Annotated in this window: 29 protein-coding genes; 26 read left to right on the top strand and 3 right to left on the bottom strand. The window is 32.8% G+C overall.

Translation table 11 applies throughout. The features are described 5' to 3' along the window. The first annotated feature begins 17 nt into the window (after positions 1–17). The 25 genes from DW006_RS09605 to DW006_RS09500 all read left to right on the top strand — a co-directional run bounded on the left by DW006_RS09605 (position 18) and on the right by DW006_RS09500 (position 16,280). Positions 18–920 carry a glycosyltransferase family 2 protein gene (locus DW006_RS09605; protein ID WP_118000124.1) on the top strand — a complete coding sequence of 301 codons (903 nt, stop codon included), beginning with the start codon at positions 18–20 and terminating at the stop codon, positions 918–920. Between the two features lie 919 nt (positions 921–1,839). Beyond that, a complete protein-coding gene (locus tag DW006_RS09600; protein ID WP_005363046.1) occupies positions 1,840–2,136 on the top strand; it encodes a helix-turn-helix transcriptional regulator in 297 nt (98 codons plus the stop codon). Between the two features lie 134 nt (positions 2,137–2,270). Next, entirely contained in the window at positions 2,271–2,642 is a 372-nt protein-coding gene (locus DW006_RS09595) for a hypothetical protein (protein ID WP_118000122.1), read from the top strand. A gap of 117 nt (positions 2,643–2,759) precedes the next feature. Beyond that, on the top strand, positions 2,760–3,080 hold the full coding sequence (locus DW006_RS09590; protein WP_040447147.1) for a helix-turn-helix transcriptional regulator: 321 nt from the start codon (positions 2,760–2,762) through the stop codon (positions 3,078–3,080). Positions 3,081–3,092: 12 nt separating this feature from the next. Next, a complete protein-coding gene (locus DW006_RS09585; RefSeq protein WP_118000120.1) occupies positions 3,093–3,473 on the top strand; it encodes a recombinase family protein in 381 nt (126 codons plus the stop codon). After that, positions 3,470–3,835 (top strand): type II toxin-antitoxin system PemK/MazF family toxin, encoded by a 366-nt coding sequence (locus DW006_RS09580; protein ID WP_118000118.1) that lies wholly within the window; start codon positions 3,470–3,472, stop codon positions 3,833–3,835. Before DW006_RS09585 ends, DW006_RS09580 begins: the two co-directional genes overlap by 4 nt. Further along, a complete protein-coding gene (locus tag DW006_RS12180) occupies positions 3,835–3,990 on the top strand; it encodes a hypothetical protein (protein WP_005363035.1) in 156 nt (51 codons plus the stop codon). The genes DW006_RS09580 and DW006_RS12180 overlap by 1 nt, the downstream gene beginning before the upstream one ends. A gap of 96 nt (positions 3,991–4,086) precedes the next feature. After that, a complete protein-coding gene (locus DW006_RS09575; RefSeq protein WP_005363033.1) occupies positions 4,087–5,733 on the top strand; it encodes a recombinase family protein in 1,647 nt (548 codons plus the stop codon). A gap of 560 nt (positions 5,734–6,293) precedes the next feature. After that, positions 6,294–6,584, top strand: a complete 291-nt coding sequence (locus DW006_RS09570; protein ID WP_118000113.1) for a hypothetical protein — start codon at positions 6,294–6,296, stop codon at positions 6,582–6,584. A gap of 80 nt (positions 6,585–6,664) precedes the next feature. Continuing rightward, positions 6,665–6,787 (top strand): hypothetical protein, encoded by a 123-nt coding sequence (locus DW006_RS12375; protein WP_278286624.1) that lies wholly within the window; start codon positions 6,665–6,667, stop codon positions 6,785–6,787. Positions 6,788–6,997: 210 nt separating this feature from the next. Beyond that, the gene (locus DW006_RS09565) at positions 6,998–8,506 is read left to right on the top strand and encodes a hypothetical protein (protein WP_118000111.1); all 1,509 of its coding nucleotides are present in this window, start codon (positions 6,998–7,000) and stop codon (positions 8,504–8,506) included. 207 nt (positions 8,507–8,713) lie between these two features. Beyond that, positions 8,714–8,992: a helix-turn-helix domain-containing protein gene (locus DW006_RS09560; RefSeq protein WP_118000109.1), complete on the top strand. Its 279-nt coding sequence runs from the start codon at positions 8,714–8,716 to the stop codon at positions 8,990–8,992. Positions 8,993–8,995: 3 nt separating this feature from the next. Beyond that, entirely contained in the window at positions 8,996–9,550 is a 555-nt protein-coding gene (locus tag DW006_RS09555) for a hypothetical protein (RefSeq protein ID WP_118000107.1), read from the top strand. 299 nt (positions 9,551–9,849) lie between these two features. Beyond that, positions 9,850–10,320, top strand: a complete 471-nt coding sequence (locus DW006_RS09550) for a GNAT family N-acetyltransferase (protein ID WP_199521905.1) — start codon at positions 9,850–9,852, stop codon at positions 10,318–10,320. A gap of 20 nt (positions 10,321–10,340) precedes the next feature. Beyond that, the gene (locus DW006_RS09545) at positions 10,341–10,793 is read left to right on the top strand and encodes an 8-oxo-dGTP diphosphatase (RefSeq protein WP_118000105.1); all 453 of its coding nucleotides are present in this window, start codon (positions 10,341–10,343) and stop codon (positions 10,791–10,793) included. 32 nt (positions 10,794–10,825) lie between these two features. Continuing rightward, positions 10,826–11,176 (top strand): arsenate reductase family protein, encoded by a 351-nt coding sequence (locus DW006_RS09540; protein ID WP_118000210.1) that lies wholly within the window; start codon positions 10,826–10,828, stop codon positions 11,174–11,176. Next, the gene (locus tag DW006_RS09535) at positions 11,155–11,418 is read left to right on the top strand and encodes a hypothetical protein (RefSeq protein ID WP_118000103.1); all 264 of its coding nucleotides are present in this window, start codon (positions 11,155–11,157) and stop codon (positions 11,416–11,418) included. The genes DW006_RS09540 and DW006_RS09535 overlap by 22 nt, the downstream gene beginning before the upstream one ends. Before the next feature lie 49 nt (positions 11,419–11,467). After that, positions 11,468–12,088 carry a methylated-DNA--[protein]-cysteine S-methyltransferase gene (locus DW006_RS09530; protein ID WP_118000101.1) on the top strand — a complete coding sequence of 207 codons (621 nt, stop codon included), beginning with the start codon at positions 11,468–11,470 and terminating at the stop codon, positions 12,086–12,088. Positions 12,089–12,126: 38 nt separating this feature from the next. Beyond that, positions 12,127–12,456, top strand: coding sequence for a hypothetical protein (locus DW006_RS09525; protein ID WP_118000099.1), 330 nt, complete (start codon positions 12,127–12,129; stop codon positions 12,454–12,456). Positions 12,457–12,808: 352 nt separating this feature from the next. Further along, positions 12,809–13,105, top strand: a complete 297-nt coding sequence (locus DW006_RS09520; protein ID WP_118000096.1) for a hypothetical protein — start codon at positions 12,809–12,811, stop codon at positions 13,103–13,105. Further along, positions 13,075–13,326: a hypothetical protein gene (locus tag DW006_RS12090; protein WP_158561111.1), complete on the top strand. Its 252-nt coding sequence runs from the start codon at positions 13,075–13,077 to the stop codon at positions 13,324–13,326. The genes DW006_RS09520 and DW006_RS12090 overlap by 31 nt, the downstream gene beginning before the upstream one ends. Then, the gene (locus tag DW006_RS12085) at positions 13,298–13,468 is read left to right on the top strand and encodes a hypothetical protein (RefSeq protein ID WP_243002607.1); all 171 of its coding nucleotides are present in this window, start codon (positions 13,298–13,300) and stop codon (positions 13,466–13,468) included. Before DW006_RS12090 ends, DW006_RS12085 begins: the two co-directional genes overlap by 29 nt. Before the next feature lie 193 nt (positions 13,469–13,661). After that, positions 13,662–14,429, top strand: coding sequence for an SDR family oxidoreductase (locus DW006_RS09510; protein ID WP_118000094.1), 768 nt, complete (start codon positions 13,662–13,664; stop codon positions 14,427–14,429). Positions 14,430–14,492: 63 nt separating this feature from the next. Beyond that, complete coding sequence (locus DW006_RS09505; RefSeq protein WP_022165582.1) at positions 14,493–14,750, top strand: heavy-metal-associated domain-containing protein; 258 nt, start codon at positions 14,493–14,495, stop codon at positions 14,748–14,750. A gap of 156 nt (positions 14,751–14,906) precedes the next feature. Continuing rightward, positions 14,907–16,280 (top strand): sodium-dependent transporter, encoded by a 1,374-nt coding sequence (locus DW006_RS09500; protein ID WP_118000092.1) that lies wholly within the window; start codon positions 14,907–14,909, stop codon positions 16,278–16,280. 243 nt (positions 16,281–16,523) lie between these two features. On the opposite strand, the gene DW006_RS09495 is transcribed toward DW006_RS09500, so the two are convergent. Next, the gene (locus DW006_RS09495) at positions 16,524–17,792 is read right to left on the bottom strand and encodes a hypothetical protein (protein WP_118000090.1); all 1,269 of its coding nucleotides are present in this window, start codon (positions 17,790–17,792) and stop codon (positions 16,524–16,526) included. A 30-nt stretch (positions 17,793–17,822) separates the two neighbouring features. Continuing rightward, positions 17,823–18,545 carry a family 43 glycosylhydrolase gene (locus DW006_RS09490; RefSeq protein WP_118000088.1) on the bottom strand — a complete coding sequence of 241 codons (723 nt, stop codon included), beginning with the start codon at positions 18,543–18,545 and terminating at the stop codon, positions 17,823–17,825. Positions 18,546–18,903: 358 nt separating this feature from the next. Between DW006_RS09490 and DW006_RS09485 the strand changes: the two genes are divergently transcribed. Continuing rightward, the gene (locus DW006_RS09485) at positions 18,904–25,362 is read left to right on the top strand and encodes an Ig-like domain-containing protein (RefSeq protein ID WP_118000086.1); all 6,459 of its coding nucleotides are present in this window, start codon (positions 18,904–18,906) and stop codon (positions 25,360–25,362) included. 91 nt (positions 25,363–25,453) lie between these two features. On the opposite strand, the gene nth is transcribed toward DW006_RS09485, so the two are convergent. Further along, positions 25,454–26,086 (bottom strand): endonuclease III, encoded by a 633-nt coding sequence (nth, locus tag DW006_RS09480; protein WP_118000208.1) that lies wholly within the window; start codon positions 26,084–26,086, stop codon positions 25,454–25,456. Between the last annotated feature and the right edge of the window lie 34 nt (positions 26,087–26,120).

Genomic DNA, 26,120 nt, shown 5'->3' with positions numbered 1-26,120 from the left:
ATAGAAAGTGGTGATTTATGAAGAAAGTGTCAATAATTGTGCCTGTATACAACATCGAGTGTTATGTTACCAAATGTATTGATTCTTTGATAAAGCAAACATATAAAAATATTGAGATAATACTTGTTGACGATGGCTCAACAGATAAAAGCGTTAACATATGTGATGAGTATTCGAATAAATATGAACAAGTAATTGTTATACATCAAGAAAATCAAGGTTTATCTGCAGCTAGAAATTGTGCAATAAAAAAATCTACTGGTGAATATATTATGTTTGTAGATGGAGATGACTGGATTGATGAAAAAACATTAGAAATTTTAGTGTGGTTGATGGAAGAGGATAATGCTGATATTACAGCGATTGTCAAATCTGGACATCATTTTGAGAGTGGAGAGGTGATAATTGGTAATTCACATAAGATGCTTTTACATATGCTGTATACGTCATGTTTTGAAGTTTGGGGGAAATTATTTAAGAGAGAATTGTTTGATGATATTGAATTTCCTGTGGGAAAAATTCATGAAGATTTATATACATTACCTAAACTTGTTGCGAAGGCAGACAAGAGCGTTGTATATCATAAAGGATTATATAATTACAGATGTAGAGATGATAGTATAATGGCTAATGCAGCGAGGGATTACTATTATGAACTCATCAAATGTTGTATTGATGGAATCAAATCAAGTGGCTCTATTTTTAAGGAAAAAGAAGAAAAAGAAGAATTAGAAAAATGGTATTTATATCATATTTTATGGTATTACTACAATGTAATATGTATAGCTGATGAGGATTACTGTAAAAAGGCATCAAGAAATATTGGATTATTCTATAGGGAGGTTAAATCAGAATATAGAAAAAACACTAAGATATCATATAAAGATAAACGTTTATTTACAAAACTATCTAGATTATGATTGAATATTCCTGCATCAGAAATCCCTAATTTTGGAGATTTGGAAACCGGTGTTCAAGAGAGAACACGTAAACCTCAAATAATCGACTTAGGTGATATTAATAAGGTTCAACGAAATAGTCAAGAACCGAGAAACTTTGTGGTGCGGCTTTATTAATGAGTTGAAAGTGATAAGATTTCATCTCCCAATCACATAACTTTATTGATTTCTTTTCATCGGACAGTAGGGACATGACAACCGGAATATTTATTATGATATTTATCTTTAGAAAACTAACTCAAAATCATTTTGGTGGGTATCATTCACCGTCTTATTTGATTCTTATCTTATAAAGTATTTTATGATTTTTAGAAAAATAATTCCTTGACTAATCGAACGTATGTTCTTATAATATATTATATCGCTACTATAAATTAGCTAAATTGTATAAATGTTCAGTTTGACGTTCCCTTTTGACTGACATTCTAATGAGAGGTTGTGGTATGATAAGTTGTTGTATGATTATAACCTCTAAAATGGAGGTGTTAGTGATTGAAGAATATGATTCAGATACGTTGTGTGAAATGCAAAAAGAGATTATTTGATTATTCATCTGGCGAATTATCTATTGCAATTAAATGTAATCGTTGTGGAAGAGTTCTAAGATTTAAAAAATGTACTGAAAAATATTTAAAAAAATGTTCTTTACATGGACAAATATATATATAAAATTGAATAATAAGGCCCACCTGATAAGGGCATGCGGTTAAACATATATATGTGACCGTAGGAGCACCAGAGACGCAGGGGAAAGATATCAGTTTATTAACTGACTTTCTCTTTGCGTCTTTTTTTGTACGTAACTGAACTTCAGATAAATGATTAGTAATTAGTTTTTTTCTACCTGAACTGGTATCTGCCAGGAAAGGAGAAAGAAATAATGAACTATAACGTAAAAGAAAGCGGAAAAAGAATCAAAGAATTAAGAAAGGCAAAAGGTTATACACAGGAGAGCTTTGCCGAAGAGCTAAATATATCCCATAGAACCTACAGTGGAATAGAATTGGGAAATCATAGCACAACCATAGAGACCTTTGTAGAAATGGCATCTATTTTGGATACAACATTAGATTATCTAATAATAGGAAGGAAGAGTAGTGAATTATTAACTGATGTTCCAGAAGAAAAGAAAGAATTAGCAATGAAAATATTAAAAGGAATTCTGGAAAATATATAAACTACGCATATGATACGTAGTTACTACGTATGAAACCTCATAAAAATAAGAATTTAAAAGTTGTAAAGTTTAATTGTGATTAAGAAACGTGCACATTGATTAGTCAAATAATATGAAAGTAGGTATATAGATTTATGTGGAAAATTTTTGATGGAAAAGAAGTTGCAAATGGAGTGATATTTATCAAATCACAGAAGGATTTTAATACAGTAATTGATGTTACAAAACGCATCGGATATGAATGTAAGAAAAGACTCCTAAATGTGAATTACTGGTTTTTAGATGCAAGTGGTGAAACAGGAGTTCAGAGAAAAACTATTAATCAGTTTTTAGATGAAATGGCAAATAAGAATATTAACCTTATTGTGTTAAGAACATTAAATGACATAAGTGATGATCCTATTGAAAAAGAAGCATTTCTTTCAGTAATGAAAGAAAACGAAATAGGAGTTTATCTTTTTGATGAGGGATGTTTTGCAACAGTCAATTACGATTATGAATGTTAAGGAATATCAGAAAGTAATTTATCCCTCAGAGGTTGTTGTTTATGACTCATCGGGCAGGCGAGTAGTTGCCTGTCCGACAGAGCAGGAAGCGGATGAGTACATAGAGGAGAAGGTAAAGTGAAATATGAAGGTTGGAACGTCGGCTCTATTATCCGACAGTTAAGAAGAGATAAGAATATGACAATAGATGAGCTTAGCGAAGCTGTTGGAAAAAGTGTTTCTCATATTACGCAAGTGGAAGAGGGAACCAGAAGAATTAGCATAGATTTGTTATATGCATTGGTAACGGAATTAGATACGGATGCAAATACAATTCTTGCTATACAAAATAAACAGGGAAACATATCTGTTGATGAAGAATTAAGAAAACTCTCACCGGAAATGAGGACATATTTCAGTCAGCAGTTTGTACAAATGATAAAGGAAATACCAAATTAAAAGGAGAAAACAATGAGTAAAAGAAAGAAAAGTATAAATGTGATTGCATACTTATCTGTGACGAATGCAACAGATAAAAATGTGGATTGGAAAGAAGAAAAACAGCTTAGTTACATTAGTGAATATGCTAAAGCACATAACTTGAGAATTATTAAAATTATGCACAAAAACATTATGGGATGCAGTGTTGTAAATACGCACTTTAATAAAATGGTAAGAGAAATACAGAACGAAAAAGCAGACGGAATTTTAGTATGCAATATGGCAGCAATTTCACAAAATATAGAAGATGCCTATCAGAAAATAGGAAAAGTTATTCAGGCAGGAGGGCAGATAATAACAGTTGACGAAGGAAAATTAAATTTACAGCTTAAGAGGAGGGAAAAGGTATGAAGCAAATTATTAGAGGAGATGTTATATATGTGGATTTAGGTCAACATCCGAAAACTTCGATACAGTCAGGTGTTCGTCCGTGTGTAGTAGTAAGCAATAATAAAAATAATAAATACTCAAATACATTGTCAGTTTGTCCTTGCACAAGCAGAGTGCCAAAGAAAAAATTTATAACACATATATTGGTTACACCAAAGGATGTGAAAGGATACTTTGAAGAAGAATCATTATTGTTAGTAGAACAAATTACAGTTGTGGCAAAAAAGAAAATAATAAGTAAAGTTGGGCATATTCCAAAAACATCAGAAGTCATGAAAAAGGTGAATGACGCAATAATAAAACAGCTTGGAGTTGATATGTAATGGAGATTCAACATAATGAAAAATCAAAAGAACTAGAGTTAACAAAAAAACTGGCTGTTTTAGGATGGATAATGAGAAAAGAATACATTTCAATGGATGAATATTCAAGAATTAAGAGAAAACTGATGAATGAGTATGACATAGTAAGTTTTTAAAGAAGAGCCGACATTTTATGTTGGCTTTTCTGTAGGTTTGTTCATATTTAAGTTTATATATATACTTAAGAAAATTACAAAAAGGAGATCACAAAAATGGATGTCAAGGTTATTAAAGCAAGTGATGAACCTGTTATTAGAGATAGAAAATTTGAAGGAAACGCACTTGAATTTAATAGGAAAAGAGTGGCGGCTTATGTTAGGGTAAGCACAGATGATGAAGAACAGCTAAATAGTTTTACGTCACAAAAGCAATATTATCAAGAAAAAATATCTCAAAGTAAAGAATGGATTTTAGTTGGCATTTATGCTGATGAGGGAATTACAGGAACTAAAACAAAAAAACGAGATGATTTTTTGAGAATGATTAACGATTGTATGAATGGAAAAATAGATATTATACTTACAAAATCAATATCAAGATTTTCAAGAAATTTAGTTGATACCATACAATATGTTAGAATGCTTAAAAGTAAAGGCGTCACAGTTATTTTTGAAAAAGAAAATATAAATACTTCAACGATGGAAAGCGAGATGCAATTAGCTTTATTATCAACGCTTGCTCAGAATGAGGTGGAATCCTTATCGGCTAATGTAAAAATGGGAGTCAAGATGAAGATGAGGCGTGGAGAATTAATGGGATTTAATGGTTGCCTTGGATATGATTATCATAAAGAAGACAAGTCTATTACAGTTAATGAAGAGGAAGCTGAAACAGTGCGGCTTATATTTGATTTATATTTGTCAGGTATGGGAGGAATATCAATTGCCAAAGAACTAAAAAGACAATGTAGATTGAATAAAAAAGGAGTTTGTAAATGGACTGATAGTGGTGTAATAGGAATAATAAAAAATGAAAAGTATAAAGGAGATTTGTTATTAGGAAAGACATATACTGTTGATCCAATCTCAAAAAGACGTCTGGAAAACAGAGGTGAAGAAGACAAATTTTATATTGAGAATCATCATGAGCCTATAGTATCAAGAGAGGTTTGGGATAGAGCACAGGAAATAAGAAAAGGTAGATACAGAAGTGCGGTAAATAATGACCCTGTAATACGTATAAGAAATAATAAAATGTATGCTCTCAGTAGTATGTGCGAATGTGGTTTTTGTGGAGAAATTTATACAAGAAGAATACATCATCAATCAAGAAGTACATTAAAACCAGTATGGAAATGTTCAAATCAAATAAGAAATGGAATAGCAGCGTGTGAGCATAGTAGGGCAATTGATGAGTCAATAATAGAAAATTCTTTTTTAGAGATGATGAGTTTAATGGCAGATAATTTTGATGATGTATTAGACAATTTGTTGGCAACTATTGAAGAATCTTTAAACAGTGATGACTGTGTAAATAAGTTAAAACGCATAGATAAATCGTTGGCAAAGCAAGAGGATAAACGTAATAAATTGACCGATATGATGTTGGATGATAAAATTAATGAAGAAGCCTACAATAAAAAATATGAAGAGTTGTCATACAATATTTCAAAGTTAAAAAATGAAAAGAGAATGCTAACAGATAATAATTTGAATCAAAAAACTATTAAAAACCGAATGTGTGAAATTCGTAATAATATAAAAGATGCAAAAGTATTTGATGAATTTGACAGAGTTGTTTTTGAGAGCATTGTAAAAAAAGTTATAGTAGGCACGGTGCTCGATGATGGTACAATAGAACCATATAAACTAACATTTGTTCTGAAAGGAATGAGCGATGTTGAGGTAACATGTAAATAAAATAAACATTTAACTAGGAGGACTGGATATGAGTAATCTGGAAGAACTAGAAGTAAAAAATGTTTGTTCTTTATCCTGTGACGCCCCTACTAATATGTGTTCTTTACTTGGGGACCACACATGTGGAGACGGTGGTTAAACTTAGCCGATAAATAAAGGAGTTTCGTGGATTTGAAGGATAATTAAGTCAAAGGAAAACACTATTAAATCATTGTAAGGAAAAATAGATTATATTAAAAATTAATAGATATTTTCCGTTGATTATTTATATAATATAAAATCTGATTTACAGGTGTGGTCAATCTGGTGATTGATTGGTAAAATTGATTTAGATGTGGTGGATTTGGAAATCCATCGGTAGCTCCCACTTAGGTGGGAGCTACCGATGGATGCAGAAAGATAGAGAGGCAATTTTATAAATCATTTTCAAGAAATAATGATATGTGGAATGGTGATTGTAAGAGATGAGAAAAGTCACTTTACTGGGGATGAAAGTACAAGGAGGAGAAGGTATATTAATAAATGATTAATGAGTCATTTCGATATACTGAGAATGAAATATGTGGATTATTTGTGGAGCAATCAGCATTATATTTTGTATTGGTGGTTGGATATTAAAAATTAAAGAAAATGATAGGGCGGTATTATCAGCAGTCTGCTCGTTAGCATTTGTGATAGCTACACTTTTGGTTCAGTACAAAATGGCATTAAATTGGGTTAATAAAAAAGACTGGACAGCGTTAATGGATGTTATGCCATCAACGCTTGTAATATTGTGTGTGTATGCTATCGTTTTGATTTTGGCAAATGTGATTACAATTGCAGATAAGAAAAATAATAATTTCCAATAGTGGTAATTATGGAAAAAATAGATGTAGATGGGTGCAGGATAAAAAATTAGATTAATGCTAGATGAAATGAGGAGATAGCAATGCAAAACACTGAATTAAAAATAAATTTGCAGGATACAGAATGGAAACTTGCTTATATTAATCATGATAGAAATATAGCTAGAGCAATTGTTTATGATGAAAAAGAACAATTTTTTTTGTAAGAGCAGAACGTGATGATGATTTTGGAAAAGCAACATTGATTGAAAGGGCAGGTGGGGGTGTTGAAGAAGGAGAAGATTTAACAGACGAAATGTACAATCAACATACTAATTTTTGAGAAAAATAGTGCAATGACATATTATGTCCTTGTGTCAAACTACAATGAAAATGTAAAAGTTAATGATTTGTGTCAAAGATACGGAGGAATAAATATGGCAAAAAAAGTTAGATTTCCATTAGAAATGGAAGATGGTGTTGAAGTAAGAAGTATGGAAGAATTACGTGATAATTTTTCATTATCAAGAGTATTGGAATACTTTAATGATGGAAGGCTTGTAACATGGCTTCAGGACAGGTATGAAAATACTATTGCAGAAGAAATCGCAGCAATTAATCCAAACGAAGAGGATGTTGAAAAGAAAATTTGTGAAGTTTTAGATGTAAAATATGATGAAAATACATCTGAAGAAGAAGGTATGGCTGAAGAAAGAAAGCGTAAATTAGAGCTGCTTAAGGAATATCCTGATGCTATGAAATATGCAAAGAATGTTGACTATGTAGCTTTTGATCAGGACGATTTATACGATTTACTTGATGAGAACGCAAAAGAAATTTATTTGTGTGGTAAAAGATTTCCAATGCCGATATCTAAAGGTAATACAAAGTATATTGGAATTATTGATGGAGTTGAGGTTGTGATAGAGGCAAAACAGCCTGTTGATTTTGAATCAAAATCCATTTCATTTGTAAATTGTCAATTTGATGAGAAATATAGGAAGATAGTAGGCGCAGAAGAAAAGAATTTGTCAGTAATAGCAGAGAACAAAGAAAACAAGGCGGATAGTAAATTTGATATCTTTAATGATATTTTTGATTCAGAATCGGAATGCCAAGAAAAATCGAATGATAGTCAAGCATTAAGTAATATTGATTTGGATGAGATAAGCGAATTTGTGGATAACATAAGTGAAATTTTAGAAGAGTTTGTAGATGAAGCGTTTGAAAACGAAGAAGAAGGCTTATATGAATATGACGGTTCTATTGAGTGTGAGGCTGATGATTACAATGATTCGGGTTATTACATAAAAGCGAAAGCAAAAGCTGCATGTAAGGAGGAACTGTCAAGAGCAGTATTTGAGGTTAAAAGATTATATGAGAACGTAAAAAAAGAATTAATAGATACCACAGAAATATGCTATAAAGAATTAACATTTTCAATTGCAGCATTCTTGAAAAATGTATTTTTTGAATCTTGTGAGGCATTTGCGGATGTCTATTGTACAGGCAATACGAAAGGGTACGTTGAAAGAAAAATTGATGATTTAAAGACTTCAGTTAATAAACCAGACGAAAGTTGGGAAGAACAAATCCAAAAAAAATGTCAAAAAGCATTTGCAGAAGCTATTGAAAAATCGTTCGATGAAGAGGAAAAAGAAGTACTTGGTATTAAGGAATTATTTGAAAAATGCGAATATTGTGAAGGGTATGAAGACGATTATAGTTTTTATATTGATAGCGCATGTGAAAGTTTAGTTGATGCATATGAAAGTATTATTTATGACGCAGAGGCGGATTTTCCGAATGCTGTATACGAGTCATACGTTGAAGTAATGTATGAATATGTGAATAATTTAAAAGAATGGATAGGTAGTTTTCAAAATCGAAAAACTGTTACAGGGAGAGAGATGATTGAAAGAATGATAAAAAGACTTAATATGTAAAAATGTTAGAGCACATAAAAGAAAAATATAGATTTAGTAAGTGATTTGGGCGACCATTCGTTTTCAAAAAAGGTTGAAAATGAATGGTTGTTTTCTTTTTGAAATACTTAAAAAAAATGTCAAAAATCAAATTGACACTAAATAAAATAAATGTTATTTTTGTGACAAATATCAAAGTGGCACAAAATAAACTAATAGGAGGTAGTCATGATAAAAACATTGGAGGAAGCATTAGAACGCATTAAGGAACTGGAAGAAGAGAACAAGAAGTTGTTGTCGGAATTGGAATATTATAGAAACAGAAATTACGGTGGAAGAAAGAAACATAACGAGGCATGGATGGCTGCTTATAATGATTTTGCCGGTAAATATGAGAGTGGTATGACTATTAACGAAATTGTAGAAGAAGGCGATATTAGTAGGAGAACTGCATATCGGTATAAAGCTTATTATGATGAATTAAAAAGTGTGAAGGAGAACAAATAGCTTATGGAAGAAAAACAAAATTCAAGAAATGTATCTATTGTTAAAGATTTAAATGGAAATAACATTGTTATAATTAATGATATTGTTTTTAAGGGGAAAAAATCCATTAGTTGGAAAGATGTTGAAAAATATTTGATGAGATATGTTGGGGAATTGTACACAATAGTAGCTACTAACGAAGTGGTTTATATAGGAGCAGATTTGCCAGATGAGTATGCACATTCAGAATATACTAATATTTTAAAGGGTGCAAATGCTAAGGCTAAAGCCAATGCAGTACAAGGTATTCCCGAATTAATTAAAATTTCATCGGGATTAAAATATTTTCCAAATAAAAAGAAAAAACATAATAACGATGCAAAATATGGTTGGTATAGGTATGAATCAAGATTCGCATTACCTGTATTTGGTGAAGATGGTGAGATATTGAGATTTAATGTATTTCATGTGGCGATGTTAGTGCGTCATGCTAGAGATGGAAAGAAATATTTATACGATATTATGAATATAAAAAAAGAAACGAGCAACCTTTTCCAGTCACAAGACCTTACTCAGTGAGAAAACCCATTTCTTAATTAAATGATAGCAGTTTATTTTACAATTGTCAAGATGGAAACAAAAAAGAATAGTGATTGTTACAGAGCAGATATAAATTTATCTACTATGTAGATATCGCAATGGATAAAATCTATTGAACAATGGGAATAGAAAATTATTATTAAATTTACTTGAAATTGAAGAAAAATAACAGCCATTATATTACTTTATGTTATACTGTTTTAAAAGAGTATGTGTGGCTTAATTCACCCATATGAATGTTACAATAAGATTATAAATAGCAATAAGAGAGGACGCTAATGCTGGATAAAGCTAAAATAATAATGAAGATAATTCCATATCAAGATAAGTATAGAGATGACCTTATTTTTATGATTCTTGAAGCAAAAAATGCTTTAGGAAGAGTGCCGGGACTTAATGAAGATTTACTGGATATCCAAAAAAATTATACAGACAAAGGTGGAATGTTTTGGCTTGCAATAGACGAACATGACAGAGTAATCGGAAGTGTTGGCGTAAGCATAATGGAGAATGAAATCGAATGTTATATTCATCGTTTGTTTATTAAATATAATCAAAAACATAAAGGGATAGGTACAGAACTTTTATCCACTGCTGAGGCTTATGCAATTAAAAAAGGAAAAATTGCAACCATTGTACACTTAGGTAAATCGAAGGAACAATGGTTTGAAGCATGGGCTTTTTATCCAAAGCATGGATATGTTGAAATCGAAGATAACATAATGAGAAAAGAATTGAAAAAATTATAACAAAAGAACAGGAGTAGCAAATGAGAACGGAGCAGGTAACGCTTACCAACATGTGTATGGTGTATGATGACGACGGCAATGTGCTTGTACAGGATAAAGTTGACAACGATTGGGGAGGCTTAACATTTCCGGGTGGTCATATTGAAAAGGGCGAATCTTTTGTGGATTCGGTCATACGTGAAGTATACGAAGAAACAGGTTTGAAAATAGAAAATCCACGAATTTGTGGGATAAAGGACTGGATGGAAAAAGATGGCAGCAGATACATAGTTGTTTTTTATAAGACAAATAAGTTTAGTGGAGAGCTAAAATCTTCTGAGGAAGGAGAAGTAAAATGGATTCCACTGGAGGAGATGAAAAAAGGAAATCTTGCAATGGATATGGATGATATGCTGAAAGTTTTTCTGGAAGATGATATTAGTGAGTTCCATTACACTGTGGAAAATGGTCAATGGAAACACGAACTAAAATAGTAAACAAAATAATGAAAAGGATGGTGAAGAAAATGTTATTTATTTGTTACCCAAAATGTTCAACATGTAAGAAGGCTAAAAAGTGGCTTGATGAGCATGGTATAGAATATACAGAACGTCATATTGTAGAAGAGAATCCTTCTTATGATGAATTGAAAAAATGGTACACCGAAAGTGGATTGCCATTAAAGAAATTTTTCAACACAAGTGGGATGCTTTATAAAGAAATGCATCTTAAAGATAAGCTACCAACAATGAGCGAGGATGAACAAATACAGTTATTGTCGACAAATGGTATGTTAGTAAAACGTCCGTTAGTTGTGGGTGAAGGTCAGGTATTGACTGGATTTAGAGAAGTAGAGTGGACAGAGAAACTTCTGTAAAGAAAGCTTCAAAATATAAATTACTGAAAAATAGATTTAAAGTTTCAGAAAATAAAGATGGAGCAAGTATAAAATCATATACTGTTAATTCGGATGATGTCATTGAATATGTTGGAGAAGATGCATATTGGAAAGATGGTATAAACTTTCTAAGAAGCGCCAAGATAACAGGAGGAGACACAGAGTATTATGTAGCTTTGTTTGATTCTAAAAGACCTATAAAAAAAGAGGATTTAGATTAATAAAAAACAGAGCAACTTCAAGAAAGGTTTATAAAAAAGAGGTGCAACCATGAAAACAAGAAAACAGGCAACAGATTTTGGTTTAACATTTGAAAACACATATTTAGACACACCTTTCAAAGACACTAATTGGCAACTTATAAGAGTTAAAGGCAGCAAAAAGGCATTCCTTTGGGTGTACGAGAAAGATGGCTTTGTAAATTTAAATGTAAAAGTAGACCCCCAGTGGAGAGATTTTTGGAGGCAGACTTATGAATCCGTAATCCCCGGTTACCATCAGAACAAGGAACATTGGAATACTATAATTTTAGATGGAAGTGTACCTGATAAAGAAGTAAAAAGAATGATAGCTGAAAGTTACGATATTATCACTGACAGTCCAACCAAGAGAATATATGAAGCTGTAAAAAAGATACCGAAGGGTCATGTAGCAAGTTACGGCAGAATTGCCGAGATGGCAGGAGAACCGAAAATGGCAAGAGCTGTTGGCAACGCACTACACAAGAATCCAGACCCGGAAGACATACCTTGCTTTAGGGTGGTTAATTCAAAAGGAGAACTTTCGGGAGCTTTTGCCTTTGGCGGAAAAGATGAGCAGGCTAGACGGCTTATTAAGGATGGCGTTGAAGTTGTGGATGGAAAAGTGGATTTGTCCAAGTATGGAATATAAAAATTGTTAAACCGGGAAAGTACAGAGTAGTTGCAGAGATGTCATTTTATTCTTACTTTGATTGGCATAATTGCCCAAGTCCGGAAAAAATTTCACTTACTATTAAAAAGAAACCAGTTAATGGTGTTAATGTAACAGAAACTAAAGGATTGAAAAGTCAGAAAGTTAGAGTAAAATTCAAAAAAGTTGCAGGCGCAAAGAAATATCAGGTTAAAATTGGTGGTAAAGTAAAAACAATTAAGAAAACATCTTATGTATCCAAAAAGTTAAAAGGTGATAAATACTATGGTATTTCTGTTCGTGCAAAAGTGGGAAAGAAATATGGTCCATGGAGCCCTAAGAGAAGAGTTTGGGTTAGAGAAAAATAAATATAAAAAGTATTTAATTATATAAGTTAAATATTGCAAAAAGAGGTAATTATGATTTGATTATGAAAATTGTAATTACCTCTTTTATTGTGCAGAAAAAAATCTTATATATCACTCTTCTCAGTATTTTGGGAACAAATTACAGCTGGTAGTGAGTTATACAAAATAACTGAAAAATACTCAAACAATTCTGTTTGGTCGCATTTGTTTGGATTCTGAAATAAGTTAATTAACATACCAGCCAATGCTTCAGTATAAAAATTGCATAAGAAAAACCTAAAATGGTCGGTTATTTTAGCAGTGTATTTTGCTTCTGTATCTCTAACAATATTTGTCCGTATTTGCACAAATTATGCCATGTCTTATTTTGGCTACTTATAAGTGGCTTGATAAATTTGAATACAGACCATTTGTGCCATCATTTAAAGGTTTCGGAAATGTTGTAAGAAAAGTAATGATACCTGTTTTCGTAATATTCGTCATTGTAATTGTGCCATCATTTTTAGCATCAAATTCGAACAGCTTTAGTTATGGGGCATCAAAGATTTTTAATGAGAAAACAAAAACGGGAGCAGATACGGCGAAGATAGAAAAAGCATTATATCCTATGTTGATACAGTGGGAACAGAAATACCTGAAAGTTACTTAGATAAGGAAATTTATTCAAAGTTATGTTCAGACAAATATACAAGAATGGTTATTTCAGTTGATGCTGAATATGAAGGTGAGAAAACTTTTAATCTTGTAAAAAAGATTAGAAGCACAGCAGAAAAATATAACTGCAAAATGTCACAGGGTAGCGTTGGCATGGCATTGGGCAAAAGGCGTAGCCTCACCTATTATGGGTGTAATGAAGAAAAGTTATATTGATGATGCAGTAGGTGTATTAGATGTAAAATTAACAAAAGAGGACGTTGATTATTTAGAGGAGTTATATGTGCCACATCCAATTGTAGGGGCAATAAAAACAAATCCAAAACAAGGCGTAATGTTGTTAGATGAAAAGAAATAACATATTTCAGAATAAAAAATTATTCATAGGGTGTTATCTTAGACGAAATGTGGTAAATTATTTAAGTAGAGGAAAAATATTTATTATTGAAGATAGAAAATAATTCTTAAATAAGATGAAAAATAATTCTTAGAGAAGAGGAACAATAATTATTTTAGTAGAAAACTTAAATAACAGAAAGAAGGTAAATTTTATGAAAATTAAAACAGCCCTTATAACAGGTGCAACATCAGGTATTGGAATGGAGTTTGCAAAGAGATTTGCGAATATGGGCTACAGACTTATTTTAACAGGAAGAAGAGTGGAGCGATTAGAACAGTTAAGCGAAAGTCTTAGTGTTCCATGTAGAATAATTCCGGCAGATTTGTCAAAAGAATCAGGCTGCTATGAATTGCTTGAAGAAATAACAGATGAAGATATTTATGTATTTATTAATAATGCCGGATTCGGTGACTGTGGAAACTTCAGTGACACAAAACTTGAAAAAGAACTTTCAATGATTAATGTAAATATTAAAGCAATGCATATTTTATTTAAGAAAGTCCTTAAGAAAATGCTTAAGCAGGGACATGGAAGAATTTTGAATGTGGCATCATCAGCAGGACTTCTTCCGGCAGGCCCTTACATGGCTACTTATTATGCAACAAAGGCGTATGTAGTTAGCCTTACCAAAGCAGTGGCACAGGAATTAAAGGAAAGAAAAAGCAATATATATGTTGGCGCTCTTTGTCCGGGACCTGTTGACACAGAGTTTAATGACAATGCAGATGTAGTTTTTGCATTAAAGGGAATTACAGCAGATTATTGTGTTAAGGAAGCTTTAATGGGAATGAAGTATAGAAAGACAATAATAGTGCCATCCTTAAAAATGAAGCTTGCCGTTACAGGACAGAAGCTGTTGCCGGAATGTATTTTGCTGAAAATTGTTGCAAAACAACAAAAAAGAAAACAAGGCAAATAACATTTGACATATACCCATAGGGGGTATATAATTTCCTACATAAAGAATGTTTAGGAGGTTATTATGATTAAGACAACATTAGGAATAGATGGTATGATGTGTGGCATGTGTGAAAGCCACATGAATGATGCAATTAGAAATAATTTCAAGGTAAAGAAGGTTAATTCTTCACATGCAAATAAGACTACAGAAATTATTTCAGAAGGTCAGTTAGACGAAGATAAGTTAAAGCAGGTTGTTGCTGATACTGGTTACACAATGACATCTATTAATACAGAAGAATATGAAAAGAAAGGTTTTTCATTATTCCACAGAAATTAAGAGTTAAAAAATAATGACAGAAATTAATATTAATGTTAAAATGTCCTTTGGCGCTTTTTTGCGCTAGAGGATTTTTTTCATATAATTAATAGAAAATTTCAAAGAAAGGATGCCCTTGTGGCAATTTAACAGTTACTGTTAAAACAGGGACAAAAGATGCAGGAAAGAGAAAAATTAAAATCACGATTGGGATTCTTGCTAATCTCAGCAGGGTGTGCCATTGGTATTGGTAATGTATGGAAATTCGCTTATGTTGCAGGACAAGGTGGAGGTGGAGCTTTTGTATTAATATATTTAATATTTTTAGTTTTACTTGGTCTTCCTATTATGACAATGGAATTTGCCATAGGTAGAGCCAGCCAGAAAACACCGGTAAGAGCTTACAAAGCATTGGAAAAGCCAAAAACAAAATGGCACATACATGGATATATAGCGTTATTTGGTAACTATGCACTTATGATGTTTTACACAACAGTTGCAGGTTGGATGCTATATTATTTTTATTTAACAGCTACAGGAAAATTTGAAGGTTTAGATTCAAAGCAGGTTGGAAATGTATTTAATGAAATGTTAGGACAACCTGTAACCATGGGTGTGTGCATGGTAATTGTTGTAGCAGTTGGAGTTTTTATCTGTTCAAGAGGCTTACAGAACGGACTTGAAAAAGTAACAAAGGTTATGATGGTGGCATTACTTTTAATTATGGTAGTGCTTGCTGTAAATAGTTTCTTTATGGATGGGGCAAAAGAAGGGTTAAGCTTTTACTTAATTCCAGATTTTGGAAGAATGAAAGAAGCAGGAATTATGAACACCGTTGTTTCGGCAATGAATCAGGCATTCTTCACTTTAAGTGTAGGTATTGGTGCCATGGCAATTTTTGGAAGCTATATTGGAAAAGACCATTCATTGTTAGGGGAGTCAGTTAACATTGCCTGTCTTGATACATTTGTGGCACTTACATCGGGCTTAATAATTTTCCCGGCTTGTTACACATTTAATGTTAATCCAACTCAGGGACCAAGTTTGGTTTTTATCACACTTCCAAATATTTTTAATAATATTCCATTAGGAAGAATGTGGGGAAGCTTGTTCTTTGTATTTATGACATTCGCAGCATTTTCAACAGTGCTTGCTGTATTTGAAAATATTATTGCATGCGTAAGCGAGCTTACACACTGGAGCAGAAAGAAATCAAGTTTTATAAACTTTATCGTTATTACTTTATTATCACTTCCATGTGTACTTGGATACAACGTATGGCAGTGGAAATGGTTAGATGTTTTTGGTGGAGCAATACTTGATTTGGAAGATTTCCTAGTAAGTAATATTTTACTTCCACTTGGTTCATTAGTATTCCTTTTATTCTGTACAGGAAAATCAGGCTGGGGCTGGAACAATTTCAAGGAAGAAGCAAATACAGGAAAAGGTGTAAAAATACATAATTGGATGAGAGCTTATTTAACATATGTATTGCCTTTAATAATTATTTTTATATTTGCAATTGGAATTTACGATAAGTTTGTAGGTTAAAAGTAATATACAGGCAGATTTAAAACAATAAATTTATAGGTAAAAAAAAATAAATAGATAAGTTAAAACGGATTATGGAGAAGTTACTCTGTAATCTGTTTTTTTATATAATAAGAAATTCTTTCGTAATTTCTTATTATATAAAAAACAATCCACTAGGGATGCACCCTGGTGCAAAAAGAAAATAGTTGTATGACAACACGCACTGGTTGCGGAGAATGTCGCAAACAACATTCTTTCTTGTTATTTAAGCTTTATTTTCTTTGGTTTAGACCATTTGCTGTAAATTATAGTGTTATCGACTTTTTTTAAGGCTCTAACTTTAACGTATAACTTTTTCTTATTGCGAAACCTTTTGTTTTTGAAAACAAAAGAAGCTTTTTTGACAATTTTAGTTACAGTTTTTTTCTTTGAAAACTTTTTAGAAGTAGATACCTTAACAAGATATTTAGCTTTGAAAACCTTCTTTAAAGTAATTTTAATTTTTGCAGCTTTACGTTTTTTAACAGCTTTCTTAACCTTTGATTTCTTTACAACAATTTTCGAGGTAGCTTTATCAGTCTTAGTAGTCACATTTGAATAAACGCTTTCATTATCAGATGTAGCTATGTCTGAGGAAACATTTTCACTACTAGATGTAACTACGTCTGAAGAAGCATTCTCATCAACGGATGTAGCAACGTCTGAAGAAGCATTTTCATCACTGGATGTAACTACATCTGAAGTTACATTACTACTGGTAGATGTAACTGATTCCAATGAACTACTTTCAGTGGCTGATGTAGTTTGAGAAGTGCCAGGGTTCTCAGTTGTAGCCTTTGGTGTAATAGTAGGTGCTGTAGTAGGTGTTGTAGTAGGTGGAACTGTTGTGGCAGGTGCAGTTGTAGTAGTTTCAGGAATTGTCTGATCTAGGAGTGATACAGAGAATCCGTTAATATTAACACCGCCCATGCTGCCTGTAAGTTTAATTGTATTGTTTGTTCCAGGATTTAAGTCAACTATACATGTTGCAACACCAGTGTAATCGTTCCAAGTTGTAGTAGGATCGAATCTTAAAAAATAACCAGTGTTTGCAGTGGCATTGTCAATGTGAAAACCTGAAATGGTTTTACCATTAAAGTTGGCGTTTTTAACTTCAACATTTGTAAGCCCGTAATCAGTTTTCTCTACAAATTCTGATTTGTCATATGTCTTATGTAAAGATTCGTATTCATTAGGAACAATAGGACCAACAGCAGATACGCCATCTTTTGTCTGATTTACTTTTTGAATAGAACCATCTTCATTGAAAAATACTTCATCTACACAAACAGATCGTAAGTTACCACGTCCTGAAAGATCAGAATTGTGATAGAACATATACCAATGATTTTTGTATTCAACAATAGAACCGTGTGTAGTGTCACAACTTGTTGCATCTAAAATAACACCACCATCTTTAAAAGGTCCATAAGGTGAATTTGAAGTAGAATATCTCATTAAGTTATGGCCTGATGTATTGTCAGCATACATTGCATAATAAATTCCATTTCTTTTAAATACTCACATTCCTTCATGGAAATCTTCAAGAGTTTCATCAATTTCTACAGGATCTTCTGCTAAGGTCTGCATATCGCTACATAACTTGGCAACATAGCATTTAGAACCACCACCGGTATAAAGATAGTATGAACCGTCATCATCCTTAAAAATACAAGGATCAATTTTTGTTACATAAGGACTGCCGTCTTTCATTTTTACATATCCGTCATCTTTGCATGTAAAATCTAAAGTAGGTTTTTTGCTTGTCGCTACACCAATTCTCCAAGTGCTGTTCCAATCATCGTTTCCAGTTGGATGTGGAAAATAGAAGTAGTATGTGTCATCGACATGTGCAGTATCAGGAGCCCACATTAAACCACCTTTGCTACGTCCCCATGATACGTCAGCAGCTGAAAGAATTTCTCCTTCGTCCTTCCATGTAACCATGTTGTCGGAAGAATAAACATGATATTTATCCATGTTTCCACAACCTTTTGCCGGCATCATATCGTGCGAAGCGTAAATGTAAATTCTACCATTCTCTTCCCAAACATGAGCGGATGGATCAGCGGTAAAAATATTTGTAATGATTGGATTACCGGCCTTGTATTCAGTTTCGTTTGTTAAATTAGTGCTGATAGCATTAAAAGTGTTATTGCCCTGAATAGTTGTACTACCTAAGGCTGGAAAAGTTTGCACAATAAGCGTTAAAGATAGTGCAATACTCAAAAGTTGTTTTTTCATTTCTCCCTCCTAACCTGCCGATTGTAATCGACAAAATAATAATATTTAACAACTCGTTAAGTATAAGTTGAATAAAAAAATTGAACAATACAAAATTCTATATGGAAAACGTTTTCTATATAAAATTTGATATAAAACAGCATTTCATACAAAAAATTATATAAGAATATAATGAAAAATGTATTATAATTTAACGCTTTATTAAACTAAAATATTATATTGTATATTAAAATACATGTTGTTACAAAAGTTGACATATGTTTCTTTGATGAAACAAAACGGATGTACAAATCGCCAAATGTGTAGAAAAAATATACAATCTAGTAATTTAACAATCATAAAAAAGAAGGAGGGAAAAATGAAAAAGTTAAATACTATGGTATCGAAATTAGTAGTTTTAGCTTCAATGGTTTTGGCAATTATTGCAACCACACTGATTTTTGATACAAGCAGATTCTGCACAGATGTTGCAGCAAAAGATATTACAGATAACTATGTTTTATCTACAATATACGAAAAAATCCAAGTGCCTAGAAGTGAAAATACAAATGGCACAGTGACTTATCAGGTATATACTAGAAATTTAAACATAGATTTATCCAGTGTAGATGACAGTAAACTTGCATTAAGCATGAAAGTTTACGTTAAACAAATTGAAGGAATAAGAGCCCCATTAGATATTTTCAAGGAGGGTAACGGCCTAGGATTCTTAGAGTTGGCTAATGCACAACTAAATACTGAAAGTTATTTAAATTTGAAGGTAAAAGGCTTAAAACGAGCAGATGGCAAGGATTTAGTTCCGGGAGAATGGAACGATGTATTGATTCCATTTTCAACAGGAACAAAGAAAGCATCGTTTGATAAGTCAAAAATTACATGGTTCAGACTTTGTTTGGCATATCTTGCAGGCGATACAGGATACCAGTCATTCAGATTAAAGGACGTATGTATTGTTGATACATCAAGAGCTGCACAAAAAGAAGAAACACCGGAAGTTAAAAATTGGGACACAACATATAATGTAGGAAGCATTCCTTTTACATGCGATATAACTACAAAGAAGGATACTACTGTTATAGCAGAGAAGAAACTTGATACACCTATTGATGCATCAAAGCACAATCCTGCAAAATTACAATTAAAGTTCGATGCGGAATTATCAAATACAACAGATCCTGGAAATGTAGCACCATTAATGGATAATGGTGGTTATGCTTTCATCCAGTTATCAAGTAGTGGAAGCGCCGACAAGGACATGGTTCAGTGGTACATTAGAAAAGTGGCTTGGAAGAATGGAAAAGCTACATATACTGTTGACTTCTCAAGTTATGAAAATGGTAAAGATGGTGAGATAGATTTATCAAAGATAAACTATATGAGAGTTTTCTTTGCACATACATTTATTTCTGATGAAATTAATATGAAGATTAGCAATGTTAAAATTGTTGATAGCACAAATATATGTACTGTACCTTCTATTTTCAGTGATGGAATGATGTTACAGCAGAATAAGGATATATCAGTTTGGGGTACAGCAAAACCTGGTAACACGATTACTGTTAAGATTTCAAAAGCAGATGGTACAGCTGTAACAAGCAAAGAAGTTAAAGTAGGAACTGACGGATCCTGGAAAACAAAATTAGACAAGCAGGCAGGAAGTTATACTAAATATAAAATGGAAATCCTTGATAATGGGGATTCAGTAAAAACTATTAATAATATATTAATTGGAGAAGTTTGGTTAGCATGTGGTCAGTCAAATATGGCATTGAATGTAGGAAGTGATATGGATAGCGAAAACATTTTAGCAAATGCTACAAATGACAATATCCGTATATTCCTAGAGCCTACATACCCATATGGACAGACAGGAACTCAGCTATATGATCCAACATATGACGTTCAAGGTGCATACTGGGGAAGCGGAAATGATAAGGATGCTGTAAATAAAACATCAGCCGTAGCTTATGCTTTTGCAAAGAAATTACAGTCTCAGTTAAATGTACCTGTTGCTGTTTTAAATACACCAATTGGTGGTACTGTAATAGAAGGATGGCTTCCAAGAGAGGCAATTCAGGGAGATGCAACATTAGTAAAGGAATTAGAAAAGAGAGGACTTTACTATGAAGAGGATTTCTGGTCAGATACAGCAGGAACAATGTCAACACTTTACAACCAGAAAATTGGACCTATAACAAATTACAGCATTGCAGGTGCAATTTGGTATCAGGGAGAAAGTAATAGTGGTAGATCAGAAATTTACGATAGAGAATTGTCTTTATTAAAGAAGAGCTGGAGTGAAAAATTTGGATTTGAAAATAATTCAATGCCATTTATATTCACACAGGTAGCACCACATCATTATAATACAGGTACAGAACATTTAGGATACTTAGCTAGTGCAATGGAAAGAGCATTTAAAGAAAACATAAAGAACAATATGGCAATGCTTACAATTTATGATTGCCCATTGTATCATGTTAAAAACAAAGTGTCTTCAGACCCAATTCACCCACGTACAAAAACACCTGTTGGTGAAAGATTTGCTAAGGCTGCAATGAATATGGTTTATAAGGGTGGAGATGTTTACACGGCACCGGTATACAAGGCAAAAGAAATTAAAGGTAATGCAATTTATATTACATTTAATTGTGTAGGAAAAGGTTTGTCTATAATTAAAAATTCAGGAAATACATTACATGGATTCACAATTGCAGGAAGTGATGGAATTTATGTAAATGCTAAGGCTGAAATTGTTAGTAAGAACAGGGTAAAAGTGTATAGTGACCGTGTAGAAAATCCAAAAGAAGTAATATATGCTTTTAATAACTTTAATTGCAATGCTAACTTAATGAATAGTGCAGGAATTCCAGCATCACCATTTAGAACAAAAACAATTGAAGAAGTTGATACAACTTTAAATCCGGCAAAAGGCATTACATATTTTACAGCAAATGACTGGATTTATGCTGATGAAGATGAGTGGGTATACGATCCAACTAACGTAAAAGTTAATAATGATGACGATGATAACAGATGTTTAGGCTATAGACCTGCATGGAAGACAACCAATGGAACCTATTCATATGATTCAACAAATAAGGCAGAAGGAAAGGCATCAGTTAAGTTAGCTTACACTGGAGCAGGAACATCTTCAGTTGGACCAATTGTTACATATGAAAGCGAAAAGATTTCTTATGGTAACTTTAAAACTATAAGTGCAAAAATTAGCAATCAGACTAATACTGCCAAATCAGTTGCATTAACAATAGTAAGTGGAAACAAAACATATACTGTTGTGCCTGAAGCAGGACAGCAAATACAGAACAACAAAGTTACTTTAGCAAATAATAAATCATTCAATGAAGTTACATTTGACATGACAACATTAATGGATGGAAATACTAAAGTAACAAACACATCTGATATTTGGAATAATATTACAGATATGAAGTTTGTTTTTGAAACATCCGGTAAGGGTAGTGTTAATGTAGATGATATTTCATTTGGTTTAATAAAGAAGGTTTCTACAGATGTAGAAGAAAGTGATGAACCTGTTGCATCATACAATTTTGACAGCGATACACCATCAGGCATCAATATGAAATGTGGTGAATTAAAAACTAATAGTAATTATACAGATTGGTTTATTGAAAAAGATGGTAAGAAATGTGTTAATTTAGGTCAGTACAAATATATTCACTTTGCTGTTGATAGTAATGTAGTTACAGAAAATGACAGTAACTTAATGATTAGAATAACATATTTCGATAATACTAATGCATATTTCGGAATGCAGTACAATACTTTATATGATGGTACATTAGCAGCTGAAACAAGTGACACTAAATTCAAAACAGCATCAGTTATGCGTGGTGGTACTAATAAATGGGTTACAACTACAATTTGCTTAAGTGATGCTTCATTTAGACATGCGCAGTTTAATACATATGATTTTAGAATATATGGTAACGGACAAGCCGGAACATATATTTCAAAGGTCGAAGTAATTAAGAAATCAGTAAATCCTGATACTGAAGCAATTACTAACAGAAGAGGAAAAACAGAACATGCTGAATTTACAGGAAAGAGTTTCGCAGGATATCAGGCATGGTTCGGAACAGGAACACAGAAAACAAGTTGGGGACATTATGATTATGGTAAGGCAGAGGAAGATGGAACAAGCTGGCCAAGAAAAGACCATATTTCAATCGACTACTTCCCATATGTAAAGGATTATGATGAAAGTGCATTAGCACAGACAGGTTTTGATAATCTTGGAAGTGGAGAACCAACTAAGTTATATGATTCAACAAATGAAAATGTAATTAACACACATTTCAAATGGATGAATCAGTACGGAATTGATGGTGCTGCAATTCAGAGATTTGCAGGAACAATTAAGGGTCGTACATTATATAATGATCCACAGGATACTTTATTATACAAGATGAAAACAGCCGCTGAAAATAATAACAGTCTGTTCTACATTATGTATGATATTAGTGGTGGTGACCAGATTAAAGATAAAACAGATGACACAACAATTAGTAGCTGGGTAGAGGATATTAAATTTGACTGGGTATACAATATTGAAAAACAGCTTCAAATGACTAATTCAGATGCTTATGCAACAGTTGATGGAAAACCTGTAGTTTGCTTATGGGGAACTGCAGTATCAGGAAGACCTGACAGAGTTGTTGATTATCAGGAAATGATTGATTTCTTCCATAAGAGGGGATGTTATGTAATCTTTGGTGTTGGAAGAGATTGGAGTACAAATACAGCAACAATGGCAAAATATGAAAATATCTTTAAACAGGTTGACATGATTTCACCTTGGATGGTTGGATCTAACATTAGTACAAAAGAATCAATAGATAGTTTATATTCTTCATTTATTGAGAAACATTGGGCTTGGTGTAAGGCTAATAATGTAGATTATTATCCTGTACTATTCTCAGGATTCTCATGGGCATTATGGCATGGAGATCCAAACGATAAGCCAAATGCAATGCCAAGAAATGCGGGACAGAACTTCTGGTATCAGGCATACAAACTTAAACAAATGGGAATCCCATCATTCTATATAGCAATGTTTGATGAATATGACGAAGGTACAGCTATTGCTAAGAATGCCAGTGATTATTTTGATATTCCTAAGGATCAATGGTTCGTAACTGCAAGTTGTGATGGATATTGGTGTTCACAGGACTTCCAGTTAAGAACAGTTGGAGAATCTATCAAGATGGTTAAGGGAGAAAGAGAAGCTGTTAAGGAAAATCCTGTACCACAGTCAGAAGGACCAATTTACTACAGAAATAGTTTTGAAAGTAAGTATGTAAAATGTCCGGCAGAAAACAGCAAGTATAATGGAGACTATGCAGTAGATCCATGTTTCAAAAATGATACACAGCTAGAAAATGATGGCGTAACAGCAACAACTACTATTGAGAAAAATACACTTGCAAAAACAGGTGATTACATGGTAACAATTGGTGGTAATGCTAGTAAGGATAATGCAAATTATTTATACAGAATGTCTGAAACAAAGATTAATATGCAGAAGGGCTTAAAACTTTCATATTCAGTTTATGCGGCAAATGAAGCTGGCAAGAACACAAGAGTAGTATTGTTATGTGATGACAATTCTAAGATTATTGCAAAACCTTCACAGACATTAACAGTTGGAAAGTGGACAGATTGCACTTACGAAATGCCTGCATCAAGTATGAATGGAAGAAAGATTGTAGGTATTGCACTTTCATATACTGGAAACAAGGGCGACTTCAAGGCATATTATGATGACATTATTTTAGAAGATGACCCTACATATAGTGTTAATAAAACTGAGTTAAACAAGGTTAACGAAAAGGTAAATAATTTAGTTCAAAGTGATTATACTCAGGAAAGCTGGGCAAATCTTCAGAACACAATTACTTTTGCAAAAAATCTTCCTAATACATGTACTCAGGAAGAAATGGACGATGCTGTTAAGGCTATTGAACAGGCAATTACAAATCTTGTAAAGGCTGAAAAGACAACAAGTGGTCAGCAGACAACAAGCAACCAGGAAACAACAGGTGGTCAGCAGACAACAAGCAACCAGACTACAACAGCTAGTCAGCAGACAACAAGCAATCAGACAACAACAGGTAGTCAGCAGACAATAAGTAATCAGACAACAACAGGTAGTCAGCAGACAACAAGCAATCAGACAACAACAGCTAGTCAGCAGACAACAAGTAATCAGACTACAACAGGTAGTCAGCAGACAACAGGCAATCAGACTACAACAGCTAGTAATCAGCAGGAAACAACTACTGCAAAGCAGCAGGGCGTTTCACAGAAAATCAAGTTAAATGTAACTAAGAAAAAACTTGGAAAGAAAGAGAAGTTTAAGATTAAAGTTAAACTTACCGGCAAGAAGTCAAAGGTTATGTTTAAGTCAAGCAATGCAAAGATAGCAACAGTAAATGCCAAGGGCGTAGTTAAGGCTAAGAAGAAGGGCAAAGTTATTATCATTGCATATACAGATGAAGGAGCAACAGCAATTTGCAATATTACTGTGAAGAAAGCACCAAAATACGTTAAGTTTAAGGCTCAGTCAATTGAAATCAAAAAGGGCAAAAAGAAGAAACTTAAAGTGAAACTTTCTAAAAATAGTGCAGGTAAAGTAACCTTCAAAGTTCAGAACAAGAAGATTGTTAAGATTGACAAGAAGGGAAGAATTACTGCTATTAAGAAAGGAAAGACAGTAGTTACAGCAAAGACTTATAATAAGAAAAAAGCAAAGATTGTAATTATTGTAAAGTAGACTCCTTTATATATAAAAAAGGGAATGTCCTAAAACCATAAGGTTAAAAGGGCATTCCTTTTTATGTTAATCTTAATTAACAAATAATAAATTATATGTTTTTCTTACAAATATCTTCAAGGCAACATCTTTCGCAATGAGGTGTTGTTCTAGCTGTACAGACTTCTCTTCCGTGGTAAACAAGTCTGTGGCAAAAATCACTTCCTTTTTCAGGAGGAATAATCTTCCATAGTTCCATTTCTACTTTTTTAGGTTCTTTAATTCCATTTACAAGTCCAATTCTATTACATAATCTAATGCAGTGTGTGTCTGTAACGATTGCAGGTTCTCCAAAAACATCCCCCATAATTAAGTTAGCACTTTTTCTTCCTACACCTGGTAATTTTAAAAGATCCTTCATATTGTCAGGCACTTTGCAGTCAAATTCATCTTTTAGCATTTTCATGCAAAGACTAATATCTCTTGCTTTACTTTTGCCAAGACCACAAGGTCTAACTATTTTTTCTATCTCTTCAACGGGTGCATCGGCAACGGCTTCAATAGTTGGATATTTTTCGTAAAGAGCCGGCACGATTTTGTTGACACGTTCATCGGTGCATTGTGCAGCTAGTCTAACGCTAATTAACAGCTTCCAGGCATCGTTGTAATCAAGAGTGCAATCAGCATCAGGGTATTCTTTTTCTAATCTTTTAATAACTTCTAAAGCTAAATCTTTTTTTTTCATAATAAAATCCTTTGTGAAAATAAATATATAAATC

The organism is Eubacterium sp. AF36-5BH (assembly GCF_003460505.1).
Classification (GTDB): Bacteria; Bacillota; Clostridia; order Lachnospirales; family Lachnospiraceae; genus Eubacterium_G.
Note: the sequence above shows the minus strand (reverse complement) of the source record. Positions and strands in the feature narration are given on the sequence as shown.